We start from the raw sequence: 14,841 nt of genomic DNA, 5'->3' as shown, positions 1-14,841 counted from the left end.
TTCCAACTATAAATAAATGGTATAATGGGAAAGCAGTTTTGTCACTTGTTTTTTACAAAGAAACGGAGATTGTTACATGCTGGGGATCAGTGCTTGCTTAGCTGGCGTCTGCTGTCGTTATGATGGTAACCATAATCAAATTGATTCATTGAAGCAATTAGTAGAAGAAAAGAAGGCAATCATTGTTTGTCCAGAAGTCTTAGGTGGACTGTCAACGCCTCGTACACCAGCAGAAATTGTTGGTGGTGATGGATTTGATGTTTGGAAAGGACAAGCGAAGGTAATTGATCGAACAGGAAAAGATGTAACTGCTGCCTTTAAAGCAGGTGCAATAAAAGCTTACCAAGAATTTCAAAAATTAGATGTGACCCGATTAATTTTGAAAGAGCGCAGTCCTTCCTGCGGCAGTCAACTAATTTACGATGGCAGCTTTTCAGGAATCCGAATAACGGGAGTAGGAGTAGCGACTGCCTATTTCATCAATCGAGGAATCAAGGTGTTTTCTGAAGAGAACTGGCAAAAAGAGGAGGCAATGTATGGAAATTGAAAAAACGAACCGTATGAACGCATTGTTTGAATTTTATGCGACACTCTTGACTGAAAAGCAAATGAACTATATGGAACTTTACTATGCAGATGATTTTTCCCTAGGAGAAATTGCGGAAGAATATAATGTGAGTCGTCAGGCAGTTTATGATAATATAAAGCGAACCGAAAAAATTTTGGAAGAGTATGAACGTAAACTGCACTTAGTTTCCGATTATATTGTCCGAGAAGAACAATTGGAAAAATTAGAGCACTATGTCAAGGAACACTATCCAAAAGATGAAACCCTTGCATCAGGAATTAAAGAGCTGCAAGACTTAGATGAATAAGAAAGGAACGAATAAATAAACATGGCATTTGAAAGTTTAACAGAACGCCTCCAGGCGGCAATGAGCAAATTACGTAGAAAAGGAAAAATTACCGAAGCTGATGTTACCGAAATGATGCGGGAGATTCGACTGGCCCTGTTAGAAGCCGACGTTAACCTGCAGGTAGTTAAGCAATTCACCAAACAGGTTAGAGAACGTGCTTTAGGAGCAGAGGTTTTAGATAGCCTGTCACCAGCACAGCAAATTGTTAAAATCGTTGACGAAGAGCTGACAAAAACCTTGGGCTCTGAAACAGTCGGCATCGAGAAATCACCAAAAATTCCTACAGTCATTATGATGGTCGGTTTGCAAGGGGCTGGTAAGACCACTTTTGCTGGTAAATTAGCCAATCATTTAATCAAAACAGAAAAAGCACGTCCAATGATGATCGCAGGAGACGTTTATCGGCCAGCTGCGATTGATCAATTAAAAGTATTAGGTCAGCAATTGAATGTTCCTGTTTTTGATATGGGCACAGATGTCAGTCCAGTAGAGATCGTACGTCAAGGGATGGAAGTGGCTCGTGAGAAGAAGAATGACTATGTTCTAATCGATACGGCAGGTCGTTTACACATTGACGAAGGTCTGATGGAGGAACTATCTCAGATTAAAGAAGTTGCTCAGCCAAATGAAATCCTTTTGGTTGTAGATGCTATGACTGGTCAGGATGCTGTCAATGTTGCGCAAAGCTTCAATGAACAGTTGGGAATTACTGGGGTCATCATTACTAAACTTGATGGAGATACCCGTGGTGGTGCGGCCCTGTCCATTCGTCAAGTTACTGGTGCACCAATTAAGTTTACCGGTACCGGAGAAAAATTAACGGATTTAGAAGTCTTTCATCCAGATCGGATGTCCAGCCGAATTTTAGGTATGGGGGACATGCTGACGCTGATTGAAAAAGCACAGCAGGATTATGATGAGCAGAAGGCTGAAGAGCTGGCTCGCAAGATGAAGGAAAATTCTTTTGACTTCAATGACTTTATCGAGCAGTTGGATCAGGTTATGGGGATGGGACCACTTGAAGATTTATTGAAGATGATTCCAGGGATGAGTCAGGTTCCAGGCATTGAAAATGTTAAGGTTGATCCTAAAGATGTGGAACGCAAAAAGGCAATGGTGTATTCAATGACGCCCGCTGAACGGGAAGATCCAGACTTGTTGAACCCAAGTCGCCGTCGTCGTATTGCGGCTGGTTCGGGTAACTCAGTGGTTGAAGTGAACCGTATGATCAAACAGTTCAAAGAGTCTCGCAAAATGATGCAGCAAATGAGCAAAGGCTCAATGCCAGCCGGAATGGACCAAATGTTCGGCAGTGGCATCAAAGGAAAAATGGGTAAGATGGCCATGAATCGAATGGTGAAGAAAAACAAAAACCGTAAGAAAAAGAGACGCAAATAGATATAAAAAAGATCGCAGCATCCTTTTACAGGTGCTGTGATCTTTTTATAAATTGTAAATTAGCAGAAACACTACAAAACCTATACAAACGGTGAACAGAACCCCTCCTAGAAGAACCAAAAATCTATCTAGTTTTGTTTCAGAAAAAAGCTGACGCAAGAGTTGATAGATTAGCAAACCTGCGACTCCGCCAGTGGTGTTCGTTAACAAGTCAGTAACGTCTGAAGCACCCACACCTAAAATAAATTGCAAAATTTCAATTCCTAAACTAAAACCGGCTATCCATAAGACTTTTGTCAAGAATGATTTTTCTTTATTGACAATTCCCAACAAACCGCCAAAAGGGACAAAAATCAGAAAGTTATAAGTGATTTCTAATAGACCAATTTTCCCATTAATGATTGTAGAGGCTTGAAAAGGAATAAGATTAATACTTCTGCTTCGATTTAACGAATGAATCAGATCACCTAACGAGATAGTTACTTTAAACAGCAAAATCCAAATCAGTACCAATAAATAGATTATCAACAATAATCGTGCGCTTTTTTGTGTTTTCATAAGCTGCTCCTTTTATAAAAATCTCAGGAAAAATCGCCAATTGTGTAAAAAGAAAGTTCCAGCTAGACTAAGCATAATATAGATAACTGCTTCATTTTTTTCTAAAGTATGAATTTCCATGCTCTCTTTTTTTGAAAATAGCTGCCAAAATCGCCAGAGCACAAAGCCTAAAAAAGCTCCCAGTGTGTTCATCATTAGATCGTCGATATCACTTATACGCCGATTAAACAGCTGCAACAGCTCGATCATAAAAGAAAACCCAGTTCCCAAAAGTACAGTCGGCAGAATACGCCGGTATTTTTCCCAAATAAAGGGCAATAGAAAGCCTAATGGCATAAACATAAAAGTATTTAGCAGACTTGTAAGGAGTCCACCTGGCTGAAAAGGAAGTACATTTATTTCTTCCAGCCGAATAATTTCTGGATAACTGAGAATATCCCAAAGTGTCCCAATACCAGTCGTGTTGATGACTAAATAAAGATATAAAATAAACAGGTAGCGCCAAACTAAGTTAGACAAGGGGATATGTTCAGTTTTTCTTCTCAAATAAAACCACTGATAAATTAGGCAAGGAAGAAAAACGCAAAGCATTTGGTATAAAGTAAAACAGATTTGTATGATCATAAACAGCCTCTATATGTTAAGAGATTTAGTATGCATACGTCTTTGCTCTAACTTTTTCTTGATTACTGGGAAAAAGATTAATAGGTAACAGATAATTCCGACAGAGACCAAAATAAGTAAGCTTCCACTAATTGGTTCCCAGATTGAAGTTGCTTCACCAATAGAACGGTTCATGTAATAGCTATACCAAGGACTAAAAAAGCTTGTACCTATTATTAATGAGCAAAAACTAGTCATTAATAGCCATATTGGCCAGCGCGATTCCTTGTTAAACAAGTAGTTGCCATCATTCTCTAAACTAATAGTTTGATATTTAGTATATGCCCAGAATAAGAAGCCAACACTGAGTAAGAGAAAGAGCAGACTCATCCACCAGTAGCCTCCGGTTTTTCCAACGGCAATAATGAATAGGTTATGAGGAATACTAGGCATTACTTTTTCTCGTAAGCCGACAATTTCTAAAATCGTATAAATTGAATTAGGAACAAATAGCATAAAAATCCAAAAAACAAACCAAGTTAAAGGACCAAAAACTAGATTGCCAACCATTGAGCCGACAAAGGCACTTGCACTAAACATTAAGAACAGTAAAAAGAAGTAATTGATAACAGAAACAAATAACTGACCTAATGTTGCATTCATATAAGGTGCTGGAATTAGCTGATGGAAAAGTACTGCATACAGGGCTTGACCAATTAATATCGTAAGGAAAATGGGTCCTCCTACATATAAAAGCTTTTTAACAAATAACTCTTTCCTAGTTGTCGGTAGAGAAAAGAGCAGCTGGTTGAAGCCGGTTTTAGCATCTATGAAAAAAAGTAAAAAACCAGCCAAAGGAATTAAAAAGAGCAACACAAATGAATAGTCCGAACTTGATGAAATATAGGTTTCGTGTTGATCGTAGTCAGCTGCTTTGGGAATTTCAGTAGGATTATAATATTTAGATGAGGGTTGATACACGTATAAATTGGTATCAGCATACTCTTGGAAATTTTTATAGGGTATATTGTCCTGTTTAGTTTCATCCCAATAGGAGTAATCCTCTTTATTTTTTTCAAAATTTTGTTTTGCTAATTCATCTTCTTGATAGTAAGAAGCAGTTTGGTGCCAAAAGTCGCTTTGCAATTTAGCGTTTATCAGCAGGATTCCGATAATCAGCAGACAAAACGCAATCAGTGGTTTTTTGTAACGTTCAAGATAAATGGCTTTAATCATGTGTTTCACTCCTTACTATAATTGTTTCCGTTTTTGTTTTAAATTTGCTTCGAAGAGATCTTCTAAAGATAAAGGAAGTTCTTCAAAAACAAGAGGCTCATGCTCTTGAATGTTAGCTGCCAGCTCAGGGGTAAAGTTTTCAAAGACGGCAGTGATTACCCGACCTTGAAAATCGATCAGTTTGGAATTCTCTTTAACAATTGCCGGAATTTTTTTAGTTTTAAACACAAGCTGAATTTTCTTAGCGTTTTCACGCATATGTTCTAAGCGATAATCCTTGCTGATTTTGTTGTCTTTTAATAGAAGGGCGCGATCTACTAAGCTTTCTAATTCATTCAGATTATGAGAAGCAATCAGCGCTGTCCGATTATTTTCGCTTAAATGCTCTAACAACAACCCAATAACTTGTTTACGAACAATCACATCTAATCCATCAAAGGGTTCATCCAGCAATAAATAGGAAGCATTTGAAGAAATAGCTAAGATCATTTGAAACAACCCTTGCATTCCCTTCGATAGCTGCCGATAACTTGCTTGCAGGGATAATTCATGCTGCTGCATTAATTGTAAAAATAAATCCTGATCAAAGGCTGGGTAACTCAACTGATAAAAAACGTTAATTTTTTTTAAGGAGTAACTCTTTAGAAAATTTTCCTTTTCATCAATAAAGAAAATTTGTTCCTTAACCGTACTGTTATCATAAATTGACTGGTCTTCGATTAAAATATCGCCTGCATCCGGCAGGTAGTGCCCAGCTATTAATCGAAACAGACTGGTTTTTCCCGAACCATTTCGTCCAATAAGTCCGACAATTTCGTTGCCAGCCAATTCAAAAGTAATATTTTCTAAAACAGATTTTTGATTAATATTCTTGGTTAATCCTTGTACGATCATCTCTCGTGACCTCCTAGCTTTTCTTCTGCGGCTTGAACCCAGCCGATTAATTCCTCTGAAGTAACCTGTAAATGTCTAGCTTCTACTACTAGATCATTTAGCTGTTCTCTTAGCTGCTGAATCCTCAGTTCATTACGAGGGAGCTCACCGCTCTCACGAACAAAAGTACCTTTCCCTTTGACGGTCACTAAGACTTGCTCGGCCTCCAGCACTTTATAGGCTTTACTTACAGTATTAGGGTTCATTAATAATTGCTTTGCCATTTCCCGAACGGACGGGATGCGATCGCCAGGCTGCAGTATTCCCTGTAGAATGTCTTCTTTGATACTCAAAACAAGCTGTTCATAGTAGGCTTTATTCCCATTCTTGTTAATCGTAACCATATGGAGCCTCCTTTATCATCTCTGTGTGTACTAGTATACATAGTACACCAGGAAGATGCAATCTTTTTTTATATTTTCTGGTACACTAAACTAAACGAGGTGAGAAAATGGAACGTTGCGTATGGGCACAATCAAATGAACGGATGCAGGTATATCATGATACTGTATGGGGAGTACCAGAATATGATGATCAGCGTTTATTTCGCAAACTAATGCTGGATATCAACCAAGCAGGGCTTAGCTGGCAAACTATTTTGAATAAATCAGAGGCCTTTGATCGGGCTTACGAAAATTTTGATATTCAAAAGGTTGCTGCTTTTGATCAGGAGAAAATCGAAACTTTAGTGCAAGATGCCGGAATTATACGCAATCGTCGTAAAATTGAAGCGGCGGTTGTAAACGCGCAGCAGGTGCTAAAGATTCAAGCAGAAGAGGGAAGCTTTTCGGAATATCTTTGGCGGTTTGTTAATGGCAAACCAATTGATGGTCAGCGAGAGTCAGCTGCAGATATTCCTGCAAATGACGAGTTGTCTGAGGCGGTAGCTAAAGATTTGAAAAAACGCGGGTTCAAGTTTGTGGGAAGTACAACTATTTATGCTTTTATGCAGGCAGTGGGAATGATCAACGATCATCAAATGAGTTGCTTTCGGTATGAAGAGGTAAAAAAAGGGCATTGATCAAGGGATCAATGCCTAAAATTGTTTATAGATACGTGGATCATGAAAATCATCAATTACTCCAGCCAAGACACCGCTTTGCAGCAGCATTTGATTGTTGCCATCGGTTGAGACACCCCAAATGGCTCCAGCTTTGGCATTGAATGCTGAACGAATACCAGACACTGAATCTTCGAAAACAATCACTTCAGCAGCCGGACATTGAATTTTTTCAGCGGCCTTTAAGTAAAAATCAGGAGCAGGTTTACTAGGAATATTGCCATCATTATAGACAACTTTATCATAATCAAACCAGCGATCCAATTGAAAGAAGTCAAAATAGAAATCCACATTGTTTTTCATTGAAGCTGTAGCAATGGTTCGAGGAATGTTGCGTTCCACTAAAAAGTCTAAATACTCCTCAACGCCATCCACCAATTGATTCCCGTTGTCTAAAGCTAGAATCATGTCACGATAAATTTTTTCTTTGCGTTCAGCCAATTCATCTGCCATATCTTTACTTAGTTTTTTTTCAAAAATATATTCTAAGGCTTCATGATTGTTTACGCCATGAACATGGTGTTCAAATTCCTCTTTCGTAACCACGCGATCAGTTTCTTGGGCAATAAAGGTATGCCAAGCTGTCTCATGGTAGGCAGAATCCCGAAATAATGTTCCATTAAAATCAAATACAACGCCGTTCATAGAATCCCTCCTAGTTATCTTCTATTATACAAGAAAAAAACCAGAATACGATAATTTATCGCAATCTGGTTTGTTAAAAAAAATTATTTAACTAATTTTTCAAAGAATTCAATATATTTGTCAGTGATCATTTGGAAGAACTTCACTGTGTCGTCAACCACGTTGCCGTCGTTGTCAACTAAGTTCATTACACCGCCAATATAAGCTTCTGGTTGTTGTAAAGTAGGTACATCCAAGAAGACTAAGGATTGACGCAAGTGATGGTTAGCACCGAATCCACCAGGGCCACCAGGAGATGCTGTCACGACTAGACCAGGCTTGCCGCCCCATACACTGCTGCCCATTGGACGTGAACCGACATCTAATGCATTCTTCAATGCAGCTGGTACTGAGCGATTGTATTCAGGAGTAAAGAAATAAACACCATCGACTTCTTTCATTTCATTACGGAAACGAGTCCATTCACTAGGGATTTGACCTTCAACGTCTAAGTCTTCATTGTACAATGGCAGATCACCGATTTTGATAAAGACTGCTTCATAGCCTTCAGGTAATAATTCCGCAAATTTTTCTGCGATCATTTTGTTGTAAGAGTCTTTTCGCAAGCTACCCACTAAAATACCGATTTTTTTTGTCATAAAATAAATCCTCCTTTATTTGGTTACAAGATTATCTTACAAAAAATAAGTAAAACTAGCAAATAATATGATTCGGATTTTTTTAAGAGGTATGTTCACAAAGCAAAATACCTTGATAGCAATGGTAAAGAAAGATGTATTCACAAATGGACTTTTTCAACAATCGGTTGAGTTGTACGAGAAAATTTTCTAAACAGCGCTTGTAACAAAGCTTTTTTAGTCTGTAAAGAAAAAACTCTTTACAGGCAGTCAAAAGCGTGATAAACTACGTCTTGTGATTAATTATATGGAGGTGTAACAAATACATGGCAGTTAAAATTCGCTTGAAACGTATGGGTTCTAAAAAGAAACCTTTTTACCGTATCGTTGTTGCTGATTCTCGTTCTCCTCGTGATGGACGTTTTATCGAAACTGTAGGTACTTACAATCCGTTGAAAGACCCTGCAGAAGTCGTTTTAAAAGAAGAAGATGTTTTAAACTGGTTACAAAAAGGTGCACAACCTTCTGATACAGTTCGCAACATTCTTTCTAAAGAAGGAATCATGCAAAAACATCACGAAGCTAAATTCACTAAGAAATAAGGTGGACAATTATGCAAGATTTGTCAAAACTTGTGTTAACCATTGTTCGTCCTTTGGTTACCAAACCAGATGAAGTGAAATTAGAAATCAACGAGTCGAAAGATTTCTTTGAGTACAACTTAACCGTTGCTCCTGAAGATATCGGTCGCATTATTGGGAAACAGGGCCGGGTAGCTAAAGCGATTCGAACAATCGTTTACAGCGTTCGGACTGAAGGACCCAAAAAAGTTCGTCTCAATATTGTAGATGGCAAATAATTTACACAACACTCGTGTCTTAGGATTCGAGTGTTTTTTCTTTTTGTAGTACGATAGAAGAAATCAAAGGAGGAAACCAGCATGAAAAAATATTTAGTGTTAGTTAGTACTTTGTTGCTTTTGGCGGCCTGCGGAGGCAGTCCAGCTGTTGATGATTCATCGTCATCACAGGAAAGCAGTACTAGTGTTTCAAGCAGCTCCAGTCAAACTAAAGAATCTTCTAAGCAATCAGAGACAACCAAACAGTCAACCAGCAGTTCTACAACTACTGCTTCTCAAGAACCTGCAGGCGATAACGAATTGCAACAAGCGTATCCGAATGAGCAAATGCCATCTGCTTCAGTCGTAGGAAATGCTCAAACAATTTCGATGGCGGCCAGCGAAGCGAATAACACATTAACGGTGTCTTACTATAATACTGAAAGTAAATTGCCATTAAATGATCCGCAACTACAAAACCAAACACCTATTGCACAATTTCAGCGAACAACCTATGCATCATCTGCAGAGGCTCGGAATGCAGTAGCGCCTACCTTTGACGAAGGAGGACAAGCAGTTGATCTGGGATATAATATTACTGGATATCAACAATCTGGAGCTGGATCGAGCTATTTAAGCTGGCAAGAGGGCAATTGGAACCTAACCGTTCAAGCAATTAATATAAACGGGGAAGATCCGCTACCTTTAGCTCAAAAAGTGGTGGAATACTTAGAAACTGCCTTTTTACCAGTCCCTAAAGATGCTGGTCAGATTACTTTATCAGTAACCGGTGGCGGTTATGAAAGTAATGTGGTGGCCTGGCAAGTTGATACAACTGTCTATAAAACGATGCATACAGACGCATTGAGCAGCCTGCAAATGGCTGTTTCTATGAAAGATTAAGAAAGATGAGGAACTGAAGTGACAAATTATTATAAAGTAGGCAAAATTGTAAATACTCACGGGATTCAAGGGGAGGTGCGTGTAATTTCTCAAACTGATTTCCCCGATGAACGCTATCAAGTTGGAGCGACGTTGTATTTATTTCAAGAGGGCAAGTCACCAGTGAAGCTAACGGTAGCTAGTCATCGTAAGCACAAAAATTTTGATTTGCTAACCTTTGAAGGCTATTACAATATCAATATGGTTGAGCCTTTCCGTGATGGAACCTTGAAAGTATCTGAGTACCAAATGGGTGAGCTGGATGAAGACGAGTATTACTATCATGAAATCATTGGTCTGACTGTGATTGATGAAAATGATCATGTGTTAGGAGAAGTCACAGAAATTCTTGCTACAGGTGCCAATGATGTGTGGGTAGTTAAGCGCAAAGGGAAAAAGGATGCCTTGATTCCTTACATTGAATCCGTGGTCAAAGAAATTAATCTAGAAGAAGACAAAGTATATGTGGAAATTCCGGAAGGGCTGTTAGATGATGCGAATTGATATATTAACACTTTTTCCTCGCATGTTTGAAGGTCCTCTGGGTGAATCGATTATTGGAAAAGCTGTAGAGAAGGATTTGCTGGAAATCAATGTCCATAATTTCCGGGATTATTCAGCGAATAAGCATCAGCAAGTCGACGACTATCCTTATGGTGGTGGAGCAGGTATGCTTTTAAAGGTTCAACCGATTTACGATAATTTGAAAGCCATTGAGGAAGCAACTGGAAATCAAACGAAACGGGTAATTCTATTGGATCCGGCCGGCAAGCCTTTTAACCAAAAAATGGCGGAAGAATTTGCTAACGAAGAACAGTTGGTCTTTATTTGCGGTCACTATGAAGGGTACGATGAGCGAATTCGTTCGATGGTAACCGATGAGGTCTCGTTGGGAGATTATGTTCTAACCGGTGGGGAACTAGGAGCTATGGTAATGATTGATGCGACGGTTCGTTTACTGCCGGAAGTTTTAGGTAACCAGTCTTCGGCAAAAACGGATTCTCATTCAACTGGTTTATTGGAGCATCCACAATATACACGACCAGCAGAGTTTAACGGAATGAAAGTACCGGAAGTTTTGATGAATGGCAATCATCGTTTAATCGAGGAGTGGCAGCTGAAAGAATCCTTGCGGCGTACTTACACGAGACGGCCTGATATGCTGGGAACATTGGAAATGACCGATGAAATGAAGAAGCTGCTAGCTGAGATCAAGTTAGAAGAATAAAAAGGAGATCAAATGACGATAGCTGTAATTAGTCATTTGATCTTTTTTTCTACAAAAAATTACCGCAGAAATTTACCGGTTTATATTACAGCTTCTATCATGGCAGTTCCTGACAAATTAGTTAGCTGGTCCTCTCCGCTAATCACTTCGCCTAAATCATAAAGACTACCAGAGGGGGAAAAGGCGCCATAAAAAATGACTACATCACCCCAAGGTTCATAGTAAGCTAAGCATCCAATCTTATTTTCAGCTCTAGGTGTGTTGGCAGTACTCAGTTTTTCGGGTGGATAGAAGATTTTCTCGTTGTTGCTGAAATTTTCTAATTCTACCGTAAGGGGTAATTGCTGATACAATTCTGTTGCGGCGGTGCTATTATTTAGTTCAAAAATAATTTCGCTTTTTGCTGTTTGAAGTCGGATTTTCCGAAGCGTTTGCGATGGTTGCATAGTGTTGCCCTCCTGTTCTTCTAAAGATCTAGTTTGTTCCTTTTCAGCGAGAGTTGTAGAATTACTGCAGCTAGTAAAAAGAAAAAGTAGCATAAGCAAGAATAAGTATTTTAGGCCAGGCTTCATGACGGCCTCCTTTTCTGATTGGATTATTATCTGTTATCAACTTTATCAGTTAATGTTAAGGTGAAGTCAAGCCTATTTTTTTCTGTTTGAGTTAAAAGGATTGAGTGGAGCACAAGCTAAAATGAAAATAAATTAGGATGACAAGAAAATTGTCTTTACAGATAGATTTTATTTGTGCTACAATGACTTGGTGAGTGTAAAGCTCTCAACTATTACGATGTTCCGCTGGGGCAAGGCCTTAAGAATGTTTGGGAATAAGGAGAATGATAAAAATGAATCCATTGATTCAAGAACTAACACAAGATCAATTACGTCAGGATATTCCTGCATTTCGTCCTGGGGACACTGTACGTGTTCACGCGAAAGTTGTCGAAGGTACTCGCGAACGTATCCAGTTATTCGAAGGCGTAGTAATCAAACGTCGTGGAGCTGGAATCAGCGAAACTTACACAGTACGTAAAATCTCTAACGGTGTCGGTGTGGAACGTACTTTCCCATTACACACACCACGTGTTGCTAAAATCGAAGTAGTTCGTTACGGTAAAGTACGTCGTGCAAAATTGTACTACCTACGTGCATTACACGGAAAAGCAGCTCGTATCAAAGAAATCCGTCGTTAATCCTTTATTATCGAATGGTATCAAAGCCCTTGTTTTCAAGGGCTTTTTCTTTTGTGTTGATTTAATCATCGCTAGCTTCTTCTGGCTGTTTATCAAGCTTCGCATCATCTATAATAAAGACGTTTTTTAAAATACGCAGCACAGGCCGAATGGTTAAAAAGATTGCACCTACCAAATAAAAAATGGTACCATATCGATCCGGGATTGGTGTTAAAGAAGCAATACTGCCAATAATATAGAAGACTCCGGTTAAAAAATCGACAATCAAGGAAATCAGAGTATAGCGATTTTGAAAGTAAAGACGGAAACGATTTCCTCTAATTTCAATGTCCTCTTCCATAGCTTCTTCGACCTTGTGGGACTTACGATTTATTTTAGGCAAACTAAAATCATCCTTTCGTGTGAATCCTATAAGTTTGGTAATCTCATAGACTATCAAATTGAAACTTTTTAAACCAACAATGTGCAAATAAACTTAAGTTTTTGCCAAAATGGTAAGTCGTTGGGATACAGGTAATGGAACGATTCCTGCTATACTAAAATTAAGAAGCAGCAGGAAAGGAAGACCAATAAATGAAAAAAGCGATATTGATTGTAAACCCCAGCTCTGGTAACGAAGAGGCGCAAGAATACGAGAAATTAGCCAAGGAAAAATTAGCCAACATCTTTGACGAAGTAGAAGTGCTTCATACAGAAGAGGGCGGAGATGCTACAACGTTTGCACGCCAAGCAGTTGAAGAAAAGGTAGACAGCGTGTTTGCCATGGGGGGAGACGGTACAGTAAATGAAGTAATCAGTGGATTAGCAGAACAGGAATATCGGCCGAAGTTTGGCTTCTTTCCATTAGGCACGGTCAATGATTTAGCTCGATCTTTAAACATTTCGATGGACCCCGTAGAAGCAATTGCTGAATTGGATTTAGATCGTCGAATGTCTTTGGATATCGGCAAGGTCAATGACGATTATTTCATGAATATTGTTGCTGTAGGTGGTATCCCCGAAGCCATCAGTGATGTGGATGTTGAAGAAAAAACTAAGTTTGGCAAATTGGCTTATTTTACCTCGGGCTTTAAGCAAGTGATAAAGGACGAAAGCTATCATTTTGATCTGGATATCGAAGGAGAGAAGCGAACAGTTGAAAGTAGTGCAGTTGTGGTTGTCTTAACTCAAACCATTGGCGGGTATAGCCATATTGTGCCGGATGCTAAGCCTGATGATGGCAAGATGTATTTGCTGTATTTAAAGAATCAGAATATTGCAGATATGCTTAAAAGCGTACCTGATATTTTAAAGGGCATTGATCATTCGACAGATTATATCGGTTATGAATCATTTACTGAAGGAAGTTTAGAAGTACAGGAAGATGTAGATCTACATCCAAGTGTGGATGGAGATGAGGGACCGGGCTTACCTTTACAATTCAACATTTTGCCTCAACATTTAGAAGTCTACAATGGACCAGAAGATAAATAAGAATAAAAAGTTAAACGCTCTTACATCCCCAAGCTGGGCAATGTAAGAGCTTTTTATTAAGGGATGATATTACCAATTCCATTACTAATAAAACAACCTTTAGACAGTATGATCAGGGAGTATTTTCAGTATCATCCAAGACAAACTCATTTTGACAGAACTCCCAGAAATCACGAACTAATGCAGTATGCAGATGGTTTCGTTTGATTGCCAAGTAGAGATTGCGATCAGGCAATCGGTCTAAAATTTTGATCTTTTTAACTGGATACGAAGAGATAGATGGAATATTCGGCATTAGAGCCAATCCAAAGCCGTTTCCAACAAAACCCAGAACGCTGTGATCTTCATCTAATTCTAAGGCGATTCGCGGATGGATGGCTAAGTCTGCCATAATTTCATCCAAGTATGGACGCAAACCGCTTTGTTTCCGATAATAAACAACTGGATAGCGAATGATTTTTTCTAAATAGATGGCATCCTCCTCAGCTAACGGATGATTCTCGGGCACAACGACAACCATCTCTTCACGAGCCAGAACAGAAAATTGAATTTCAGGCACATTTTTTACCTTCGAACAAATACCTACATCAATCTTATCCTCTTTTAAAAGTTCAACAATCCGATTAGAATTTCCCTGGTGGAAATCAAAGTGGACGTTGCGATGTTCCTTTTTACTAATAAATTGTTGGGTAATTTTTGGAGCAATCACCGATCCCACTGTATAAATAAATCCGAAACGAATTTCGCCGGAAACTGGATTAGCCATATCACTTAAAATTTTCTGCCCCTTGTAAATTTCTTTTAAGGAGGGAGAAATATAACTGTAGAATAATCGTCCATACCTAGTTAAACTAATGTTCCTACCGCTCTTTTTAAATAATGGAACACCTAATTCTTGTTCTAGGGTTGACATGGCGTGACTGACATTTGGTTGGGAAGTTTGGAGCTGTTTGGCTGCTTTAGTCATATGTTCCGTTTCAGCCAGCGCGAGAAAAAATTCAAGTTGACGCAGATTCATTGCTTTCACCTCATCTATAAAATTATTTTATCAATAAGATCAAAAGAATGCATCTTTTTTTTGCATAAATCAGAAAAATCATTCCAACAACTCAATGATTGATAACCCTAAAGTTATGGATAATAGTAAAGAGGGTTATTGAATGTACCTTAGAAAATACCGTAAAATAAGGGACATATAGAT

21 protein-coding genes are annotated in these 14,841 nt (G+C 38.7%); 11 read left to right on the top strand and 10 right to left on the bottom strand.

Translation table 11 applies throughout. The features are described 5' to 3' along the window. The first annotated feature begins 76 nt into the window (after positions 1-76). From I588_RS24075 to ffh, 3 genes are read left to right on the top strand one after another with little or no spacing between them, the layout of a single operon-like run. Positions 77-547, top strand: coding sequence for a 2-thiouracil desulfurase family protein (locus I588_RS24075; RefSeq protein WP_010756000.1), 471 nt, complete (start codon positions 77-79; stop codon positions 545-547). After that, positions 537-875 carry a putative DNA-binding protein gene (locus tag I588_RS24070; protein WP_010756001.1) on the top strand — a complete coding sequence of 113 codons (339 nt, stop codon included), beginning with the start codon at positions 537-539 and terminating at the stop codon, positions 873-875. Before I588_RS24075 ends, I588_RS24070 begins: the two co-directional genes overlap by 11 nt. Positions 876-896: 21 nt before the next feature. After that, complete coding sequence (ffh, locus tag I588_RS24065) at positions 897-2,315, top strand: signal recognition particle protein (protein WP_010756002.1); 1,419 nt, start codon at positions 897-899, stop codon at positions 2,313-2,315. Positions 2,316-2,360: 45 nt separating this feature from the next. On the opposite strand, the gene I588_RS24060 is transcribed toward ffh, so the two are convergent. The 5 genes from I588_RS24060 to I588_RS24040 form a co-directional block, all read right to left on the bottom strand. Continuing rightward, positions 2,361-2,873, bottom strand: a complete 513-nt coding sequence (locus I588_RS24060) for a VanZ family protein (protein WP_010756003.1) — start codon at positions 2,871-2,873, stop codon at positions 2,361-2,363. 12 nt (positions 2,874-2,885) lie between these two features. Then, complete coding sequence (locus I588_RS24055) at positions 2,886-3,419, bottom strand: VanZ family protein (RefSeq protein WP_245569556.1); 534 nt, start codon at positions 3,417-3,419, stop codon at positions 2,886-2,888. Between the two features lie 87 nt (positions 3,420-3,506). After that, positions 3,507-4,712 carry an ABC transporter permease gene (locus I588_RS24050; protein ID WP_010756005.1) on the bottom strand — a complete coding sequence of 402 codons (1,206 nt, stop codon included), beginning with the start codon at positions 4,710-4,712 and terminating at the stop codon, positions 3,507-3,509. Between the two features lie 15 nt (positions 4,713-4,727). Next, positions 4,728-5,606 carry an ATP-binding cassette domain-containing protein gene (locus I588_RS24045; protein WP_010756006.1) on the bottom strand — a complete coding sequence of 293 codons (879 nt, stop codon included), beginning with the start codon at positions 5,604-5,606 and terminating at the stop codon, positions 4,728-4,730. Next, on the bottom strand, positions 5,603-5,989 hold the full coding sequence (locus I588_RS24040; RefSeq protein WP_010756007.1) for a GntR family transcriptional regulator: 387 nt from the start codon (positions 5,987-5,989) through the stop codon (positions 5,603-5,605). Before I588_RS24040 ends, I588_RS24045 begins: the two co-directional genes overlap by 4 nt. Positions 5,990-6,096: 107 nt before the next feature. On the opposite strand from I588_RS24040, the gene I588_RS24035 reads away from it, so the two are divergent. Next, positions 6,097-6,666: a DNA-3-methyladenine glycosylase I gene (locus I588_RS24035; RefSeq protein ID WP_010756008.1), complete on the top strand. Its 570-nt coding sequence runs from the start codon at positions 6,097-6,099 to the stop codon at positions 6,664-6,666. A gap of 15 nt (positions 6,667-6,681) precedes the next feature. On the opposite strand, the gene I588_RS24030 is transcribed toward I588_RS24035, so the two are convergent. Then, complete coding sequence (locus I588_RS24030) at positions 6,682-7,350, bottom strand: HAD family hydrolase (RefSeq protein ID WP_010756009.1); 669 nt, start codon at positions 7,348-7,350, stop codon at positions 6,682-6,684. Between the two features lie 83 nt (positions 7,351-7,433). Then, positions 7,434-7,988, bottom strand: a complete 555-nt coding sequence (locus tag I588_RS24025) for an NADPH-dependent FMN reductase (RefSeq protein ID WP_010756010.1) — start codon at positions 7,986-7,988, stop codon at positions 7,434-7,436. 305 nt (positions 7,989-8,293) lie between these two features. On the opposite strand from I588_RS24025, the gene rpsP reads away from it, so the two are divergent. From rpsP to trmD, 5 genes are all read left to right on the top strand, one after another. Further along, positions 8,294-8,569, top strand: a complete 276-nt coding sequence (rpsP, locus tag I588_RS24020; protein WP_010756011.1) for a 30S ribosomal protein S16 — start codon at positions 8,294-8,296, stop codon at positions 8,567-8,569. Between the two features lie 11 nt (positions 8,570-8,580). Next, the gene (locus I588_RS24015) at positions 8,581-8,826 is read left to right on the top strand and encodes a KH domain-containing protein (RefSeq protein WP_010756012.1); all 246 of its coding nucleotides are present in this window, start codon (positions 8,581-8,583) and stop codon (positions 8,824-8,826) included. A gap of 81 nt (positions 8,827-8,907) precedes the next feature. Then, the gene (locus tag I588_RS24010) at positions 8,908-9,708 is read left to right on the top strand and encodes a hypothetical protein (protein WP_010756013.1); all 801 of its coding nucleotides are present in this window, start codon (positions 8,908-8,910) and stop codon (positions 9,706-9,708) included. 18 nt (positions 9,709-9,726) lie between these two features. Next, a complete protein-coding gene (rimM, locus tag I588_RS24005) occupies positions 9,727-10,251 on the top strand; it encodes a ribosome maturation factor RimM (protein WP_010756014.1) in 525 nt (174 codons plus the stop codon). Beyond that, entirely contained in the window at positions 10,241-10,975 is a 735-nt protein-coding gene (trmD, locus tag I588_RS24000; protein ID WP_169409213.1) for a tRNA (guanosine(37)-N1)-methyltransferase TrmD, read from the top strand. Before rimM ends, trmD begins: the two co-directional genes overlap by 11 nt. 80 nt (positions 10,976-11,055) lie before the next feature. Here trmD and I588_RS23995 read toward each other — a convergent pair whose 3' ends face one another. Further along, on the bottom strand, positions 11,056-11,421 hold the full coding sequence (locus I588_RS23995; protein WP_211219417.1) for a cyclophilin-like fold protein: 366 nt from the start codon (positions 11,419-11,421) through the stop codon (positions 11,056-11,058). 398 nt (positions 11,422-11,819) lie between these two features. Between I588_RS23995 and rplS the strand changes: the two genes are divergently transcribed. Then, entirely contained in the window at positions 11,820-12,167 is a 348-nt protein-coding gene (gene rplS / locus I588_RS23990; RefSeq protein ID WP_010756017.1) for a 50S ribosomal protein L19, read from the top strand. A 61-nt stretch (positions 12,168-12,228) separates the two neighbouring features. Here rplS and I588_RS23985 read toward each other — a convergent pair whose 3' ends face one another. Then, positions 12,229-12,549: a YrhK family protein gene (locus I588_RS23985; RefSeq protein WP_010756018.1), complete on the bottom strand. Its 321-nt coding sequence runs from the start codon at positions 12,547-12,549 to the stop codon at positions 12,229-12,231. Between the two features lie 191 nt (positions 12,550-12,740). On the opposite strand from I588_RS23985, the gene I588_RS23980 reads away from it, so the two are divergent. Further along, the gene (locus tag I588_RS23980; RefSeq protein ID WP_010756019.1) at positions 12,741-13,640 is read left to right on the top strand and encodes a diacylglycerol/lipid kinase family protein; all 900 of its coding nucleotides are present in this window, start codon (positions 12,741-12,743) and stop codon (positions 13,638-13,640) included. A 112-nt stretch (positions 13,641-13,752) separates the two neighbouring features. Here the strand turns inward: I588_RS23980 and I588_RS23975 are convergent, their stop codons facing one another. After that, positions 13,753-14,658: a LysR family transcriptional regulator gene (locus I588_RS23975; protein ID WP_010756020.1), complete on the bottom strand. Its 906-nt coding sequence runs from the start codon at positions 14,656-14,658 to the stop codon at positions 13,753-13,755. Positions 14,659-14,841: the final 183 nt, after the last annotated feature.

This window comes from Enterococcus pallens ATCC BAA-351 (genome assembly GCF_000407485.1).
In the GTDB taxonomy this organism is placed as follows: Bacteria; Bacillota; Bacilli; order Lactobacillales; family Enterococcaceae; genus Enterococcus_A; species Enterococcus_A pallens.
Note: the sequence above shows the minus strand (reverse complement) of the source record. Positions and strands in the feature narration are given on the sequence as shown.